Raw genomic sequence first — 13,970 nt, forward strand, 5'->3', positions numbered from 1 at the left:
GCTTCTGTGATTCGTAATATACCTATCAAAAAGTCTCACCGACACTGGGCACCTCCGTCACCCAGGGGTACACCATGACTAACAAGAGTTTGCTGGATCGCTTGGCCGCGCTGGATACCAATACGGTGTCCGATGCGCTGGATTTCCTCGGCCTGCCGGGGGCCACCGTCGGGCTGCGCCCGCTGTGGAACTGCCCGAAAATCGTCGGTCGTGCCAGCACCGTGCTGCTGGCTCCCAAATCCGACAACCTCCCCACCGTGCACCTGATTACCCCTGTGGTTGAACAGATCGACAGCGATGATCGCGTGCTAGTGATCGCCGGCGGTATCGAAGGCGTCTCTTGCTGGGGCGATATCCTCGCCAATGCGGCGGCGCGCAAGCAACTGCGCGGCACAGTGATCGACGGTTTCAGTCGCGACATCGACGGCAGCGAGTCGATTGGCTACCCGGTTTTTGGCCGTGGCGTGACCATGATCAGTGCGCGCAACCGCGTGGTGCAGGTTGATGCTGCCGTGACGATCAGAGTCGCCGGCGTTGACGTCCATGAGGACGACTATGTGATCGCCGACACCTGCGGCACCGTGTTCGTGCCCCAAAGCCATATCGAAAAAGTGATCGACCTCGCTGAGCGCATCGCCCGCCGCCAGGACGGCATGGTCGTGGCTGTGCGCAGCGGTCGCTCGGTGGCCGAGGTGATGCATGACACCCAGTTCGAAGCGATTTACGTGGAGCACGCCTGATGAATCCTGAAGACAAAGAACTGGTGGCCTTGTTTGCAGGCCTGGACACTCCGGGCGTCTCCGATGCGCTGGACAAACTCGGCCTGCCCGGTCAATGCCTCGGCGTGGCACCGCTGGACAACTACAGCCAGGTCATTGTCGGCCCGGCGTTTACCGTGCAGTACGTCTCGGCCAGTGCACCGCCTGGCACCGTGGGCGATTTCATCGAAGACGTGGCGCCCGGCGATGTCGTGGTCATCGACAACGGCGGTCGCACCGACTGCACGGTCTGGGGCGACATCATGACCCAGTACGCCGGCACCCGGCAGATCGCCGCTACCGTTATCGACGGCGTTTGCCGTGATGTGAGCAAAGCGCTGGGCGATGGTTACCCGTTGTTCAGCAAAGGCCGTTTTATGCGCACCGGCAAAGACCGCGTGCAGGTCCAGTCGATCAATCAGCCGGTGTCCATCGGCACGGCCAGGGTGTGTGCCCGCGACATCGTGGTCGCTGACGCCAATGGCGTGGTGATCGTCCCCCGCGCTCGGGCAGCTGAAGTGGCGGCGGGCGCCCGTCAGATCGAATCGCTCGAAGCCGACATTCGCGCCCTGATCACGCAAGGCAAAACCCTCAAAGAAGCCCGGGCCGCACTGGGTTACCACAGCTTGCAGAGGAAAGTCTGATGACCACGCTCCCCCTCCCCCTGGATGTTCATGCGCGGGCAAAAGTGCTCGGCAGTTCGACGCTGTATGAAGCGTCTCACCTGCCTTGCGCTGTCGACAGTGCGATCCGCCCGGTCTGGGACGGCGCCTTCATCGCCGCTCCCGCTTACCCGCTGGAATGTTCGCCGGGCGACAACCTCGCCCTGCATCTGGCGATGGAACGTGTGCCCCGTGGCAGCGTGCTGGTGGTGGGTACTGGTAACTTCATCGCCGGTTACTGGGGCGAAGTGCTCACCGTGGCGGCCGAAGCGGCGGGCGTGGTTGGCCTGGTGATCGATGGCGGCGTACGCGACATCGCCGCCCTCAAGAAACGCCAGTTCCCGGTATTTGCGCGTGGAATCTCGGTCAAAGGCACGGTCAAGGCCAGCGCTTTCTCGGTAGGACAACCGTTCAGTTTCAACGGGGCCTGGGTCGCCCTCGGCGATCTGGTCGTGGCCGATGACGACGGTGTGATCATCATCCCCAAAGCGGATGCGGCACGCACGCTGGCCGAAGGCGAGGCGCGCGCGAACAAGGAAGCGCAGATGATGCAGGCGTTGACCGACGGCCGCTCGACCCTGGAGCTGATGAACCTGACTCAGTGGAGAACCCGCGCATGAGCGCCGACATCCAACGGCTGAACCTGCGTCTGGCCAGTGCACAGCCTTCCGCGACCTATCGAATCATGGACCGCGTGGCAGAGCGTCGCGCGCAAGGTGCGAAGATTATCTCGCTGTGCGCGGGCGAACCTGATTTCGACACGCCAACGCATGTTCGTGAAGCGGCCATCAACGCCATCGAACACGGCCACACTCGCTACACCCAAGTCGCTGGAGCACGTTCACTGCGAGAAGCGGTGGCCGCCAAATTCCGCCGCGAGAACGGCCTGGACGTGTCGTGGCAAGACACCCTCGTGTGCAACGGTGGCAAACAGGTGATCTACAACGCCCTCGCGGCAACCCTCAACGAGGGTGACCAGGTCATTGTGCCGGCACCCTACTGGGTCAGTTACCCGGAGATGGTTCAACTGTGCGGCGGTGAAGCCCGAATCGTGACCTGCGAGGCCGACACCGGTTTCAAGCTGACGCCCTCGGCGCTGGCCGCAGCCATCACGCCGCAGACCCGTTGGTTGATCCTCAATTCGCCGTCCAATCCGACCGGCGCGGTGTACAGCCGAGCAGAACTGCACGCCCTGGCCGAGGTTTTATTGGCCCATCCCCACGTGCTGATTCTGGCCGATGACATCTACGAACACTTGATTTTCGATGATCAAGCGTTCCATACCCTGGCGCAGGTCGAACCACGACTGGCACCCCGAACCCTGACCATGAACGGTGTGTCCAAGGCCTACGCCATGACGGGCTGGCGCATTGGTTTTGCTACAGGACCACGCTGGCTGCTGGAGGCCATGGAAAAACTGCAAGGGCAGCAAACCTCCGGCGCCTGTTCGATCTCGCAACAGGCCGCACTGGCTGCGCTGGAGGGTCCGAAAGATTTCATCCACCAAAGCCGTACCGCTTTCCAGCAGCGTCGCGATCTGATGGTGGCGCTGCTGAATGACACCCCAGGCCTTGAATGCATCAGTCCGGCGGGCGCCTTTTACGTCTTCGCCTCTTGTGCCGGATTGATCGGCCGAACCTCACCCGGTGGCCGAGTGCTGCACACCGACGAAGACGTTGCCCATGCATTGCTCGACGAAGCGGATGTGGCCGTGGTGCATGGCAGTGCCTTTGGCCTGGGGCCTTACATTCGGATTGCGTATGCCTTGGATGACGCTTCATTACGCCAGGCATGCGCGGCGATTCGCCGATTCTGCAGCACCCTGCGCGGCACTCCCCTGTAGGAGCGAGCTTGCTCGCGATGAACTCAAGAGCGCCGCGCTCAACCACTGAACCCCCGCCTTCGTTAACGTCCATCGCGAGCAAGCTCGCTCCTACAGTGGGTCGGGGAGCTATATCAAATGGGCATATCTCAAAGACAAAAACGGTAGTCGTAGTTCAGTTCCGGCACTCCCAGAATGTGTGAAAACACAAAAGCAGCACTGCTTGGGAGACTGGCATGTCAACAGAAGCTGAACAAACCGTAGGGCAGGACTGGCAGGAGGACGTGTTCCGCGTGCTCAAGGCCCACGACGTCAAACACGTGGTCTTCGTACCGGACGCAGGCCACTCGGCGGCCATCCGCATGTCGTATGCCGACCCGGACATCAAGGCTGTCGTTCTCACCACCGAAGAAGAAGGCATCGGCTACCTTGCTGGCGCATGGCTCGGCGGTGAACGCGGCGCCCTCTTGATGCAGTCCAGCGGCGTCGGCAACTGCATCAACACCCTGGCCCTGCAAGTCTGTGCCGGCTTCCCACTGTTGATGGTGGTGACCATGCGCGGTGACTGGGCTGAATTCAACGCGTGGCAGAACCCTATGGGTCAGGCCACCGAAGCCTCGCTGAATCTGATGAAAGTCATGACCTGGCGCGCGGACGTTCCTGAAGACGTCGCGCCCCTTCTGCATGGTGCCGCGACCATGGCTTTTAACGGTGATTCCGCCACTGCCCTGCTGCTCGGTCAGCGCTTGATTGGAGAAAAGAAATGGGTCAAGTAAGCGCCAACCACACCCTGTGCCGCCGCGAAGTGGTCAAGACCTTGCTGGCCGACCGCAAAGACGTGCTGGTCGTGACCGGTCTGGGCTCGGCGTCCTATGACGTCATGGCCGCCGGTGACAATGATCTGAATTATTACCTCTGGGCCGCCATGGGCAGCGCCATCACCGTCGGTCTGGGCCTGGCGAATGCGCAGCCTGATAAATCAGTGGTTGTAGTCACCGGGGATGGTGAATTGCTCATGGGCTTCGGCGCACTGGCCACTGTCGCACTGCAAAAACCCGCCAACCTGACCATCGCGGTGCTGGATAACGGTCACTTCGGCGAGACCGGCATGCAGGTCAGCCACGCGGGATTTGGTATTTCCCTGGATCAGGTGGCGAAAACCTGCGGCTTCAGCTGGACCGATGAAATCCGTGACATGGAAGGCGTACACAACCTGCGCGAACGCTTTGCGACGCGTGATGGCGTCAAGCTCGCGACGATCAAGATCAAAGCGGAAAACCCGCCACGGGTGCTGCCACCGCGCGACGGTCACTACGTCAAGAATCGCTTTCGTGCCGCCTTGGGTTTCAACCCGATCTGATCGCTCTTTGCCCGGACCCGGTCACGCAAGGCAGATGCCATGCGTGACGCGTCGAGGAGAATAATAATGACTGACCGAAACTCTGAAGAACTCAATGCCATCCGCGAGGGCGTACGCGCTCTGTGCGCTGAATTCGATGCGGCTTATTGGCGCAAAGTCGATGAAGAAAAAGGCTTTCCGGAAACCTTCGTCAAGGCCCTGACCGACGCCGGTTGGCTGGCCGCGCTGATTCCGACCGAATACGGCGGCTCCGGCCTGGGGCTGGCCGAGGCCTCGGTGATCCTCGAAGAAGTGAACCGTTGCGGCGGTAATTCCGGCACCGTTCACGGGCAGATGTACAACATGTTCACCCTGCTGCGTCACGGCAGCGAGGCGCAGAAAAGTCACTACCTGCCGAAACTGGCCAGCGGTGAATTGCGTTTGCAATCGATGGGCGTGACGGAGCCCACCACCGGCACCGACCCCACCAGGATCAAGACCACCGCCGTACGCAAAGGCGACAAATATGTGATCAACGGGCAGAAGGTGTGGATCTCGCGGATCCAGCATTCCGACCTGATGATCCTGCTGGCGCGTACCACGCCCTTGGCCGACGTAAAGAAAAAGTCCGAGGGCATGTCGATTTTCCTCGTGGACCTGCGTGAAGCCATCGGCAACGGCCTGACCGTGCAGCCGATCGCCAACATGGTCAATCACGAGACCAACGAGCTGTTCTTCGACAACCTGCAGATCCCCGCTGACAGCCTGATCGGCGAAGAAGGCAAGGGCTTCCGGTACATCCTCGATGGCTTGAACGCCGAACGCACCCTGATCGCTGCCGAGTGCATCGGCGACGGCCGCTGGTTTATCGAAAAGGCCAGCGCTTACGCCCGCGACCGCGTCGTCTTCGGTCGCCCGATCGGACAGAACCAGGGCGTGCAATTCCCCATCGCTGAAGCGCACATCGAGATCGAAGCGGCCGACCTGATGCGCTGGCGTGCCTGCGAGGAATACGACAGCGGCATCAACGCCGGGGCCAGCGCCAACATGGCTAAATACCTGGCGGCCAAGGCGTCCTGGGAGGCGGCCAACGCTTGCCTGCAAACCCACGGCGGATTCGGCTTTGCCTGCGAATACGACGTCGAGCGCAAATTCCGCGAGACCCGCCTGTATCAGGTGGCCCCCATCTCCACCAACCTGATCCTGTCGTACGTGGCCGAACACCTGCTTGAGCTGCCGCGCTCTTTCTAATAACAAGAGAGATCAATCATGAGCCAGTCCAAAGACATCCGTCCGCTCGATGGCATTACTGTGGTCAGCCTTGAGCATGCCATTGCCGCGCCCTTCTGCACCCGACAACTGGCCGACCTTGGCGCCCGCGTGATCAAGGTTGAGCGCCCTGGCACAGGCGATTTCGCCCGCGGCTACGACCACCGCGTCAACGGCCTGGCCTCGCACTTCGTCTGGACCAATCGTTCAAAGGAAAGCCTGACCCTCGACCTGAAACAAGACACGGCCACCGAGGTGCTGGACAGCCTGTTGGCCACCGCCGATGTGTTCGTGCAAAACCTCGCACCCGGTGCGGCGGCGCGAATGGGCTTGTCATTTGCGGTGCTGCATCAGCGATTTCCGCGGCTCATTGTGTGTGACATTTCAGGCTATGGCGTGGGCGGCCCCTATGAAAACAAAAAAGCCTATGACCTGTTGATCCAGAGCGAGGGCGGATTTCTCTCGGTGACCGGCGGCTCGGGTGAAGAAGAAATGGCCAAGGCCGGATGCTCGATCGCCGACATTGCCGCCGGCATGTACGCGTACACCGGCATTCTGTCCGCATTGCTGTTGCGTGGGCGGACCGACGAAGGCAGTCACATCGATGTGTCGATGCTGGAAAGCCTGGTCGAGTGGATGAACTACCCGATGTATTACGCCTACGGCGGCGCGCCTCCGCCCCCTCGCGCGGGGGCCGCGCACGCGACCATTTATCCCTACGGCCCTTTCCCTATCGGTGACGGCACCACCGTGATGCTGGGTTTGCAGAATGAACGCGAATGGCAGCTGTTTTGCGAAAAAGTGCTGCTACTCCCCGAACTGGCGAAAGACCCGCGTTTTTCCGCCAACTTCAAGCGCGTCGAACACCGTCACGCGTTACGGGAATTGATCGTCGAGTCATTCGCCAGCCTCAACTTCGATGCGGTGATCGATCGACTGGAACACGCGCAGATTGCCAACGCCCGGGTCAATGACATGCAAGGCGTCTGGGATCATCCGCAACTGAAGGCCCGGGGTCGCTGGCGCGAAGTCGAGACCTCTACCGGCACCGTACCGAGCCTGATGCCGCCGGGCACCAATAACGCTTTCGAACCGCGCATGGACGCCGTACCAGGCCTTGGCCAGCACACTGAGCGAGTGCTCAGGGAGCTGGGGCTGTCCGCGAATCGTATTGAAGAGATGCGCGCTGCCGGCGCCATCTGACGGCGCCGATCCACTATTGCAGAGTGAACACTGCCCAATGAAAATCCTCGTAGCGGTCAAACGCGTGGTCGATTACAACGTCAAGGTTCGCGTCAAGGCGGACCATTCCGGGGTCGACCTCGCCAACGTCAAGATGTCGATGAACCCGTTCTGCGAAATCGCCGTGGAAGAAGCCGTACGCCTGAAAGAGAAAGGACTGGCGACTGAAATCGTCGTCGTCTCGATCGGCCCGTCCACTGCTCAAGAGCAACTGCGTACTGCGCTGGCGCTGGGTGCCGACCGCGCCATCCTCGTCGAATCCGCTGAAGACCTGACGTCCCTGGCGGTTGCCAAACTGTTGAAAGCGCTGGTCGACAAGGAACAGCCTCAGCTGGTGATCCTTGGCAAACAAGCCATCGACAGCGACAACAACCAGACCGGCCAGATGCTCGCTGCACTGAGCGGCTACGGTCAGGGCACGTTCGCCTCCAAAGTCGAGATCAGTGGCGACAGCGTTGCCGTGACCCGCGAAGTCGACGGCGGCGCGCAGACGGTTTCCCTGAAACTGCCGGCCATCGTCACCACCGACCTGCGTTTGAACGAGCCGCGTTATGCGTCCCTGCCAAACATCATGAAAGCCAAGAAGAAGCCTCTCGACGTAGTGACTGCGGACGCTTTGGGCGTTTCCACCGCCTCCACCAACACAACCTTGAAAGTCGAAGCGCCGGCTGCACGCAGCGCGGGTATCAAGGTCAAGTCGGTGGCTGAACTGGTCGAGAAACTGAAAAACGAAGCGAAGGTGCTTTGAGTTAAGGAGCGTGAAATGACTGTCTTGGTTATTGCTGAACACGACAACAAAGTGCTGGCTCCGGCCACGCTGAACACCGTGGCTGCTGCCGTCAAAATCGGTGGCGACATCCACGTGCTGGTTGCAGGCCAAGGCGCTGGCGCCGTGGCTGAAGCCGCTGCGAAAATCGCTGGCGTGAGCAAAGTCCTGAACGCTGACGATGCTGCTTACGCGCACCAGCTGCCGGAAAACGTCGCTCCTCTGGTGGCTGCTCTTGTTCAAGAAGCAGGGGCTGCGGGCTACAGCCACATCCTGGCGGCCGCCACTTCCAACGGCAAAAACATCCTGCCACGCGTTGCCGCGCAGCTGGACGTTGACCAGATCTCCGAGATCATCTCGGTCGAAAGCGCTGACACCTTCAAGCGTCCGATCTACGCCGGTAACGCGATCGCAACCGTTCAATCGAACGCTGCGGTCAAAGTGATCACCGTGCGTGCCACCGGTTTCGACCCGGTAGCGGCTAAAGGCGGTTCTGCTTCGGTTGAAGCGGTTGGCGCTGCACACGACGCTGGCATTTCCAGCTTCGTCGGTGAAGAACTGGCCAAGTCCGATCGTCCGGAACTGACCGCTGCCAAGATCGTCGTTTCCGGCGGTCGCGGCATGCAGAACGGCGACAACTTCAAACACCTGTACGCCCTGGCTGACAAGCTGGGCGCGGCTGTCGGCGCTTCCCGCGCTGCGGTCGACGCCGGTTTCGTCCCCAACGACATGCAGGTCGGTCAGACCGGCAAGATCGTTGCGCCACAGCTGTACATCGCCGTCGGTATCTCCGGCGCGATCCAGCACCTGGCCGGCATGAAAGACTCCAAAGTGATCGTGGCGATCAACAAGGACGAAGAGGCGCCGATCTTCCAGGTGGCCGATTACGGCCTGGTGGCGGACTTGTTTGAAGCGATTCCAGAAATGGCCGCCCTGGCCTGATCACCGACCTACAGGAATGATGACGATGAGCACTTTCGATTTTTCAGCCTGGATCGGCCGCCGCCAGGAAAGTCAGGACCGGATCAGTTTCACGTTGGTAAAACGCATTGCCGCGACATTCAGCGAAGCGCCACCGTTGCCGGGCGAACCGCTACCGCCGCTGTGGCACTGGGCGTTCTTTCAAGAGCCGGTGGCCGCCAGCGAACTGGGCCCGGACGGTCACCCAGCGCTCGGCGGCTTCCTGCCGCCGGCCCACAACCGCAATCGCATGTGGGCCGGTAGCCGAATCGAGTTCTACCAACCGTTGAAGGTAGAGGCCGATGTCACCTGCGTATCGACCATTCTCAACGTCGAGGAAAAGCACGGCCGCACCGGGTCGCTGCTGTTTGTCACGGTACGCCATGAGTATTTCCAGGACGGCCAGCGCGCACTGCTGGACGAGCAGGACATCGTCTACCGGGAACCGACACCGCCCAAACTGAATAGCAGCGAAACAGTTCCTGAAGGCCAATGGCAGGAACAGGTCGAACCCTCCCCGACCCTGCTGTTCCGCTACTCCGCCGTTACCTTCAATGGCCATCGGATTCACTATGACTGGCCTTACGTCACAGAGACCGAAGGCTATCCGGGGCTGGTGGTGCATGGCCCATTGATCGCCACGCTGAACCTGCGTGCCTTTACCCGGGCGCACCCGACTGCGCGACTGCAGCGTTTCACCTTCCGTGGCCTGCGACCGCTGATTTCACCCCAACCTTTCGAGGTGGGCGGCCGTTTGACCGGTAGCGGCAAGGCGCAGCTCTGGGCCGGCAATCAGCACGGCACTGCGCAGATCGCAGAAGTCGAGTTCAGCGAGGGGGAAACAGCATGAATACGTCGGTAGTTCGTTCCGCCTTGTTTGTGCCCGCCACGCGTCCCGAACGCATCCTCAAGGCCCTCGCCAGCGGCGCGGACCGGGTCATTGTCGACCTGGAAGATGCCGTGCAGGAACACCAAAAGGAGTACGCCAGGGATAACCTTGAACGCTTTTTGAATGAACATCCGGATGCGCGGATGCTGGTTCGCGTCAATGCCGCGGATCACTGGGCACACGCTGCAGATCTGGATCTATGCCGACGCCATGCCGGCGTGACCGCCCTTCTGTTGCCCAAAGCAGAAAGCGCGGTGCAGGTGTCCACCGCGAATAGCGGCGGCAAACCTGTCTGGCCGATCATCGAGAGCGCCAAAGGCTTGGCGGCACTCGACTCGATCGCCAGCGCCCAAGGCGTTGAGCGATTGTCCTTTGGCAGCCTTGATTTGGGCCTGGACCTGAACCTGACTACTGGCAGTCGTGCCGCTGAAGAGTTCCTCAGTCACGCCCGTTATGCGGTGTTGCTGTGGACCCGGGTGGCTGGCCTGGCCCCGGCGCTGGACGGGGTTTTCCCCTCAATCCAGGACACCACCGGCCTGCACACGGCCGTTCAGTTCGCCCGCGACATGGGCTTTGGCGGCGCACTTTGCATCCACCCCAGCCAAGTGGCAATCATTCATCAAGCGTTAAAGCCCAGCATCGAAGAGCTGCAGTGGGCACAGCGCATCATGGAAGCCGCGAGCTCAGGTGAAGGCGTTTTTGTGCTGGAGGGACAAATGGTCGATGCGCCGGTTATTGGACGTGCGCAAGCCATTCTGCAGCGCGCGAGCTGAATCAAATGTCAGCGCTGTTGCTGAGGCGCTGACCACTTTTTAACCCACTTGCCAGGCAACAAGCGCCAATCATCAAGTACGAAAACCGTCCATCAAACGCTGCTGGTGATTGGCTAGCAGATTCAGGGACTGGCTGATGCTGGCAGAGTCTTGCGACTGACGCGCCAGCACATGCGTGACGTCGCGGATACTGGAGACGTTGCGGTTCACTTCTTCTGAAACAGCGCTTTGCTCTTCTGCGGCACTGGCGATCTGCACGTTCATATCGCTGATGATCTCGATGCCCTGGTTGATTTTTTGCAGCGCGCCGACAGCCAGCGTCACCTGCGCAACACTATGATCGGCCTGGGCGCGGCTGTTTTGCATCGACAGCACCACGCTTCGAGTACCCGATTGCAGGTGTTCGATGACGTGCTGGATTTGGCCAACCGATACCTGGGTTCGCTTGGCCAGATGACGCACCTCGTCCGCGACGACCGCAAATCCCCGACCCGACTCACCCGCCCTGGCGGCCTCGATCGCAGCGTTCAGCGCCAGAAGATTGGTCTGTTCGGCGACTGAACGAATGACCTCGAGCACTGAGCCGATTTGCTCGCTGTTGCTGGCCAGTTCCTCAACTTGTTGCATCGCCTGGTGCATGTCCAACGCCAGTTGTGTGATGCATTGCGTGGTCCTGTCGATGGTCTGCACGCCTTCCTCGGTCGCTCGATCGACATTGCGCACCGCTTGCGCCGCCGAGGCCGCATTGCGCGCCACTTCCTGCGAGGTCTCGCTCATTTCCTGAGACGCGGCCGCCACTTGTTCGACTTCAAGCAATTGTTGCTGCATGCCACTGCTGGTTTGTGTCGCCATGTCCGCTGCCTGGTCAGCCGTGCGACGGGTGTCACCCACTGAAGACTTCACTTGGGCAATGATCGGCTGAAGTTTGTCGAGAAACCGGTTGAACCAACTCGTCAATTCACCCATTTCGTCACGTCCGACAGGGTTCAGACGGCGTGTCAGATCACCTTCACCGCTGGCGATGTCCTTGAACATTGCAGCGACACGCAGGATCGGTCGAGTAATGGTGCAAGCCAGCATCCAGATCAACAGCAGCCCGCCTGTTGCCGCCACGATACCCACGATCAGCTGGACCACAATCGCCTCCTTGTTCGCCTTGGCCAGCGCCGCTTTGAGCTTTTCAGCCGAGGCCAGCAGGATCGCTTCCGGCACCTGAATGACAACGCTCCAGCGCGCGGCACCGGGAATCGGTGAAAACGGCTTGATGACGATGATGTTCCCGTCACTCTCGAGCACCACAGGTGCATCACCGTTCATGCTCGCTGCGATTTGTTTTTCTAGCGCCGGGTCGGCGTTGACCCACGGTTTTCCCGACGCCTGGGGCTCACCACTTCGGGCGGCAACCACACCGTCAGCACTGATGAAACTGACCTGTGCATGGCCGTCGTAAAGCGCACGGCTGGATTGTTCGACCAGCGCCTGCAGACTGGCCAGACTCAAGTCCACACAGAGGACGCCAAACACCGAGTCACCGCTCAGCAGTGGGACCGAGACCGTTGACATCAACGTCGTGACGCCACTGGTATTGGTGAATGCATACGGGTTGCTGACGCAGTCCTGCCTGGACTTGAACGCGCAGGTGTACCAGAACGTACCTGGAGATCCGTCATCAGCCATCTCTTTTTCGCTCATGGTGTAGCTCGGAACAAGCGTGGAGGCATAGGACGCAAAACGACCTTTTTCATTCCCGCCGTCCGTTTGCTGGTTGGCAAAACGAGCGTCATCACCGTCCAGTGCATCAGGTTCGAATCCCACGCCCAACCCCAGCACCTCCGGATTGGCAGCCACTTGCAGCTGCATCAGTTTGAACAGGTCGCTACGCAAGGTTCTGGCATCAGTGCCCAATCGCTTGGCTTGTTCTCGCTCAAACATGACCTGGCGCATGACCGCGTCGCCAAACACCCGGCTGCTGACAAAACGCTGACTGACGACGAGCGCCTGCTCCTCGCCCAACGCCGTCATGTACTGCAATGCGCCTTCCTTGAGGCTGCGTGCGCTGGACTCGTTGCTCAATGTCGACATGGCGTCGATCCGGTAAATCGAAAAGCCTATCAGGATGGCCGCTACGCCCAACATGCACACACCCGCCAGCAGGGTGATGCGAAGTTTTATGGATAAGCCGGGAATGGACATGTCAACGCTCCGTGGATTTACTTTTTATGAGGCTTGTTCCTGCGGTCTGCCCTGCCACCCATGGCCGGAAGACACCGGCCTGAAACGCAAGTGGCGGCCCAACGAAGAAAGCACCGCCACTCGCCAAACAGGTGAGGTCAGAGCGCGTCGGCGATGGCCTGGCCGACTTCCTGGGTAGATCCCTGCCCGCCCAGATCACGGGTCTTGGGGCCTTGAGCAATGACCGTTTCGATGGCCTGCATAATCCCATCGTGAGCCGCACGGAACTCTGGACCGTCACCCAGGAAATCCAGCATCAACGCGCCCGACCAGATCATCGCAATAGGGTTGGCAATGTTCTGGCCGAAGATATCCGGCGCCGAACCGTGGACGGGTTCGAACAGCGAAGGAAATTTGCGCTCCGGATTGAGGTTGGCCGACGGCGCAATACCAATGGTGCCCGTGCAGGCCGGCCCGAGGTCAGAGAGGATGTCGCCGAACAGGTTGGACGCCACCACCACATCAAAGCGATCGGGTTGCAAGACAAAACGGGCGCACAGGATGTCGATGTGTTGCTTGTCCCAGGTGATGTCGGGGTAGTTGCCCGCCATTGCCGCAACGCGTTCGTCCCAGTACGGCATGCTGATGGCCATGCCATTTGACTTGGTCGCGGCGGTCACATATTTGCGTGAGCGCGTCTGGGCGAGGTCGAAGGCATACTTGAGGATGCGGTCGACACCTCGCCGGGTGAACACCGATTCCTGCAGCACGAATTCATGTTCAGTGCCTTCGAAGACCCGGCCCCCCACCGAAGAATATTCACCTTCGGTATTCTCCCGGACAACGATGAAGTCGATATCCCCTGGCTTGCGGTTGGCCAATGGGCATGCCACGCCAGGGAACAGTTTCACCGGACGTATGTTCGCGTATTGATCAAACTCCCGACGAAACTTTAACAACGACCCCCAAAGCGAAATGTGATCCGGCACTTTATCCGGCCAACCGACGGCACCAAAATAAATAGCGTCGAAGTCTTTAAGTTGTTCAAACCAATCGTCAGGCATCATCTGGCCGCAGGCGAGATAATAATCGCAACTGGCCCATTCAAAGTGTTGAAACTCAAGTTCAATACCGTACTTGGCAGCGGCCTTCTGCACAACTTTAATACCCTCGGGCATGACTTCAACGCCGATTCCGTCACCGGCAATCGCGGCAATTCGAAACGTCTTGCTCATTACACTTCCTCTTTAGATTATCCAACAGCAACAGGCATGAGTTAAATCAACTCGCGCAATAACAGAGCGCACTGAAGTACGTT

At 60.1% G+C, this 13,970-nt stretch carries 13 protein-coding genes and 2 pseudogenes; 12 read left to right on the forward strand and 3 right to left on the reverse strand.

What is annotated here, in order from left to right; translation table 11 throughout:
• The first annotated feature begins 74 nt into the window (after window positions 1–74).
• The 12 genes from AEQ67_RS20295 (at window position 75) to AEQ67_RS20350 (ending at window position 10,480) form a co-directional block, all read left to right on the forward strand.
• A complete protein-coding gene (locus AEQ67_RS20295) occupies window positions 75–740 on the forward strand; it encodes an RraA family protein (protein ID WP_059405609.1) in 666 nt (221 codons plus the stop codon).
• On the forward strand, window positions 740–1,402 hold the full coding sequence (locus tag AEQ67_RS20300) for an RraA family protein (RefSeq protein ID WP_059405610.1): 663 nt from the start codon (window positions 740–742) through the stop codon (window positions 1,400–1,402). Before AEQ67_RS20295 ends, AEQ67_RS20300 begins: the two co-directional genes overlap by 1 nt.
• The gene (locus AEQ67_RS20305; RefSeq protein ID WP_059405611.1) at window positions 1,402–2,040 is read left to right on the forward strand and encodes an RraA family protein; all 639 of its coding nucleotides are present in this window, start codon (window positions 1,402–1,404) and stop codon (window positions 2,038–2,040) included. The genes AEQ67_RS20300 and AEQ67_RS20305 overlap by 1 nt, the downstream gene beginning before the upstream one ends.
• On the forward strand, window positions 2,037–3,263 hold the full coding sequence (locus AEQ67_RS20310) for a pyridoxal phosphate-dependent aminotransferase (protein WP_059405612.1): 1,227 nt from the start codon (window positions 2,037–2,039) through the stop codon (window positions 3,261–3,263). The genes AEQ67_RS20305 and AEQ67_RS20310 overlap by 4 nt, the downstream gene beginning before the upstream one ends.
• A 215-nt stretch (window positions 3,264–3,478) precedes the next feature.
• Entirely contained in the window at window positions 3,479–4,018 is a 540-nt protein-coding gene (locus tag AEQ67_RS20315) for a thiamine pyrophosphate-binding protein (protein WP_007896342.1), read from the forward strand.
• Window positions 4,006–4,602, forward strand: a complete 597-nt coding sequence (locus tag AEQ67_RS20320) for a thiamine pyrophosphate-dependent enzyme (protein ID WP_059405613.1) — start codon at window positions 4,006–4,008, stop codon at window positions 4,600–4,602. Before AEQ67_RS20315 ends, AEQ67_RS20320 begins: the two co-directional genes overlap by 13 nt.
• A 66-nt stretch (window positions 4,603–4,668) precedes the next feature.
• Window positions 4,669–5,832 (forward strand): acyl-CoA dehydrogenase family protein, encoded by a 1,164-nt coding sequence (locus tag AEQ67_RS20325; RefSeq protein WP_059405614.1) that lies wholly within the window; start codon window positions 4,669–4,671, stop codon window positions 5,830–5,832.
• A gap of 18 nt (window positions 5,833–5,850) precedes the next feature.
• The gene (locus tag AEQ67_RS20330) at window positions 5,851–7,053 is read left to right on the forward strand and encodes a CaiB/BaiF CoA transferase family protein (protein ID WP_059405615.1); all 1,203 of its coding nucleotides are present in this window, start codon (window positions 5,851–5,853) and stop codon (window positions 7,051–7,053) included.
• Window positions 7,054–7,090: 37 nt separating this feature from the next.
• Window positions 7,091–7,840, forward strand: a complete 750-nt coding sequence (locus AEQ67_RS20335; RefSeq protein ID WP_059405616.1) for an electron transfer flavoprotein subunit beta/FixA family protein — start codon at window positions 7,091–7,093, stop codon at window positions 7,838–7,840.
• Window positions 7,841–7,855: 15 nt separating this feature from the next.
• Window positions 7,856–8,800 (forward strand): electron transfer flavoprotein subunit alpha/FixB family protein, encoded by a 945-nt coding sequence (locus AEQ67_RS20340; RefSeq protein WP_059405617.1) that lies wholly within the window; start codon window positions 7,856–7,858, stop codon window positions 8,798–8,800.
• Window positions 8,801–8,825: 25 nt separating this feature from the next.
• Window positions 8,826–9,668, forward strand: a complete 843-nt coding sequence (locus AEQ67_RS20345) for an FAS1-like dehydratase domain-containing protein (protein ID WP_059405618.1) — start codon at window positions 8,826–8,828, stop codon at window positions 9,666–9,668.
• Entirely contained in the window at window positions 9,665–10,480 is an 816-nt protein-coding gene (locus AEQ67_RS20350; RefSeq protein ID WP_059405619.1) for an HpcH/HpaI aldolase/citrate lyase family protein, read from the forward strand. The genes AEQ67_RS20345 and AEQ67_RS20350 overlap by 4 nt, the downstream gene beginning before the upstream one ends.
• Before the next feature lie 72 nt (window positions 10,481–10,552).
• Here AEQ67_RS20350 and AEQ67_RS36815 read toward each other — a convergent pair.
• From AEQ67_RS36815 to AEQ67_RS20360, 3 genes and pseudogenes are all read right to left on the reverse strand, one after another.
• A pseudogene (locus AEQ67_RS36815) lies at window positions 10,553–11,065 on the reverse strand (methyl-accepting chemotaxis protein); the annotation flags it as partial.
• A gap of 345 nt (window positions 11,066–11,410) precedes the next feature.
• Window positions 11,411–12,673: pseudogene (locus tag AEQ67_RS36820) on the reverse strand (PDC sensor domain-containing protein); the annotation flags it as partial.
• Between the two features lie 137 nt (window positions 12,674–12,810).
• Window positions 12,811–13,887: a tartrate dehydrogenase gene (locus AEQ67_RS20360; RefSeq protein ID WP_059405621.1), complete on the reverse strand. Its 1,077-nt coding sequence runs from the start codon at window positions 13,885–13,887 to the stop codon at window positions 12,811–12,813.
• Between the last annotated feature and the right edge of the window lie 83 nt (window positions 13,888–13,970).

Source organism: Pseudomonas sp. RIT-PI-q (assembly GCF_001297125.1).
Taxonomy (GTDB): domain Bacteria; phylum Pseudomonadota; class Gammaproteobacteria; order Pseudomonadales; family Pseudomonadaceae; genus Aquipseudomonas.

What these genes read in the sequence shown, in the direction of transcription:
- AEQ67_RS20310 (WP_059405612.1), top strand. Translation starts at nt 2,037, where the DNA reads ATGAGCGCCGACATCCAACGGCTGAACCTGCGTCTGGCCAGTGCACAG.
- AEQ67_RS20335 (WP_059405616.1), top strand. Translation starts at nt 7,091, where the DNA reads ATGAAAATCCTCGTAGCGGTCAAACGCGTGGTCGATTACAACGTCAAG.
- AEQ67_RS20300 (WP_059405610.1), top strand. Translation starts at nt 740, where the DNA reads ATGAATCCTGAAGACAAAGAACTGGTGGCCTTGTTTGCAGGCCTGGAC.
- AEQ67_RS20320 (WP_059405613.1), top strand. Translation starts at nt 4,006, where the DNA reads ATGGGTCAAGTAAGCGCCAACCACACCCTGTGCCGCCGCGAAGTGGTC.
- AEQ67_RS20325 (WP_059405614.1), top strand. Translation starts at nt 4,669, where the DNA reads ATGACTGACCGAAACTCTGAAGAACTCAATGCCATCCGCGAGGGCGTA.
- AEQ67_RS20295 (WP_059405609.1), top strand. Translation starts at nt 75, where the DNA reads ATGACTAACAAGAGTTTGCTGGATCGCTTGGCCGCGCTGGATACCAAT.
- AEQ67_RS20360 (WP_059405621.1), bottom strand. Translation starts at nt 13,887, where the DNA reads ATGAGCAAGACGTTTCGAATTGCCGCGATTGCCGGTGACGGAATCGGC.
- AEQ67_RS20350 (WP_059405619.1), top strand. Translation starts at nt 9,665, where the DNA reads ATGAATACGTCGGTAGTTCGTTCCGCCTTGTTTGTGCCCGCCACGCGT.
- AEQ67_RS20330 (WP_059405615.1), top strand. Translation starts at nt 5,851, where the DNA reads ATGAGCCAGTCCAAAGACATCCGTCCGCTCGATGGCATTACTGTGGTC.
- AEQ67_RS20345 (WP_059405618.1), top strand. Translation starts at nt 8,826, where the DNA reads ATGAGCACTTTCGATTTTTCAGCCTGGATCGGCCGCCGCCAGGAAAGT.
- AEQ67_RS20315 (WP_007896342.1), top strand. Translation starts at nt 3,479, where the DNA reads ATGTCAACAGAAGCTGAACAAACCGTAGGGCAGGACTGGCAGGAGGAC.
- AEQ67_RS20340 (WP_059405617.1), top strand. Translation starts at nt 7,856, where the DNA reads ATGACTGTCTTGGTTATTGCTGAACACGACAACAAAGTGCTGGCTCCG.
- AEQ67_RS20305 (WP_059405611.1), top strand. Translation starts at nt 1,402, where the DNA reads ATGACCACGCTCCCCCTCCCCCTGGATGTTCATGCGCGGGCAAAAGTG.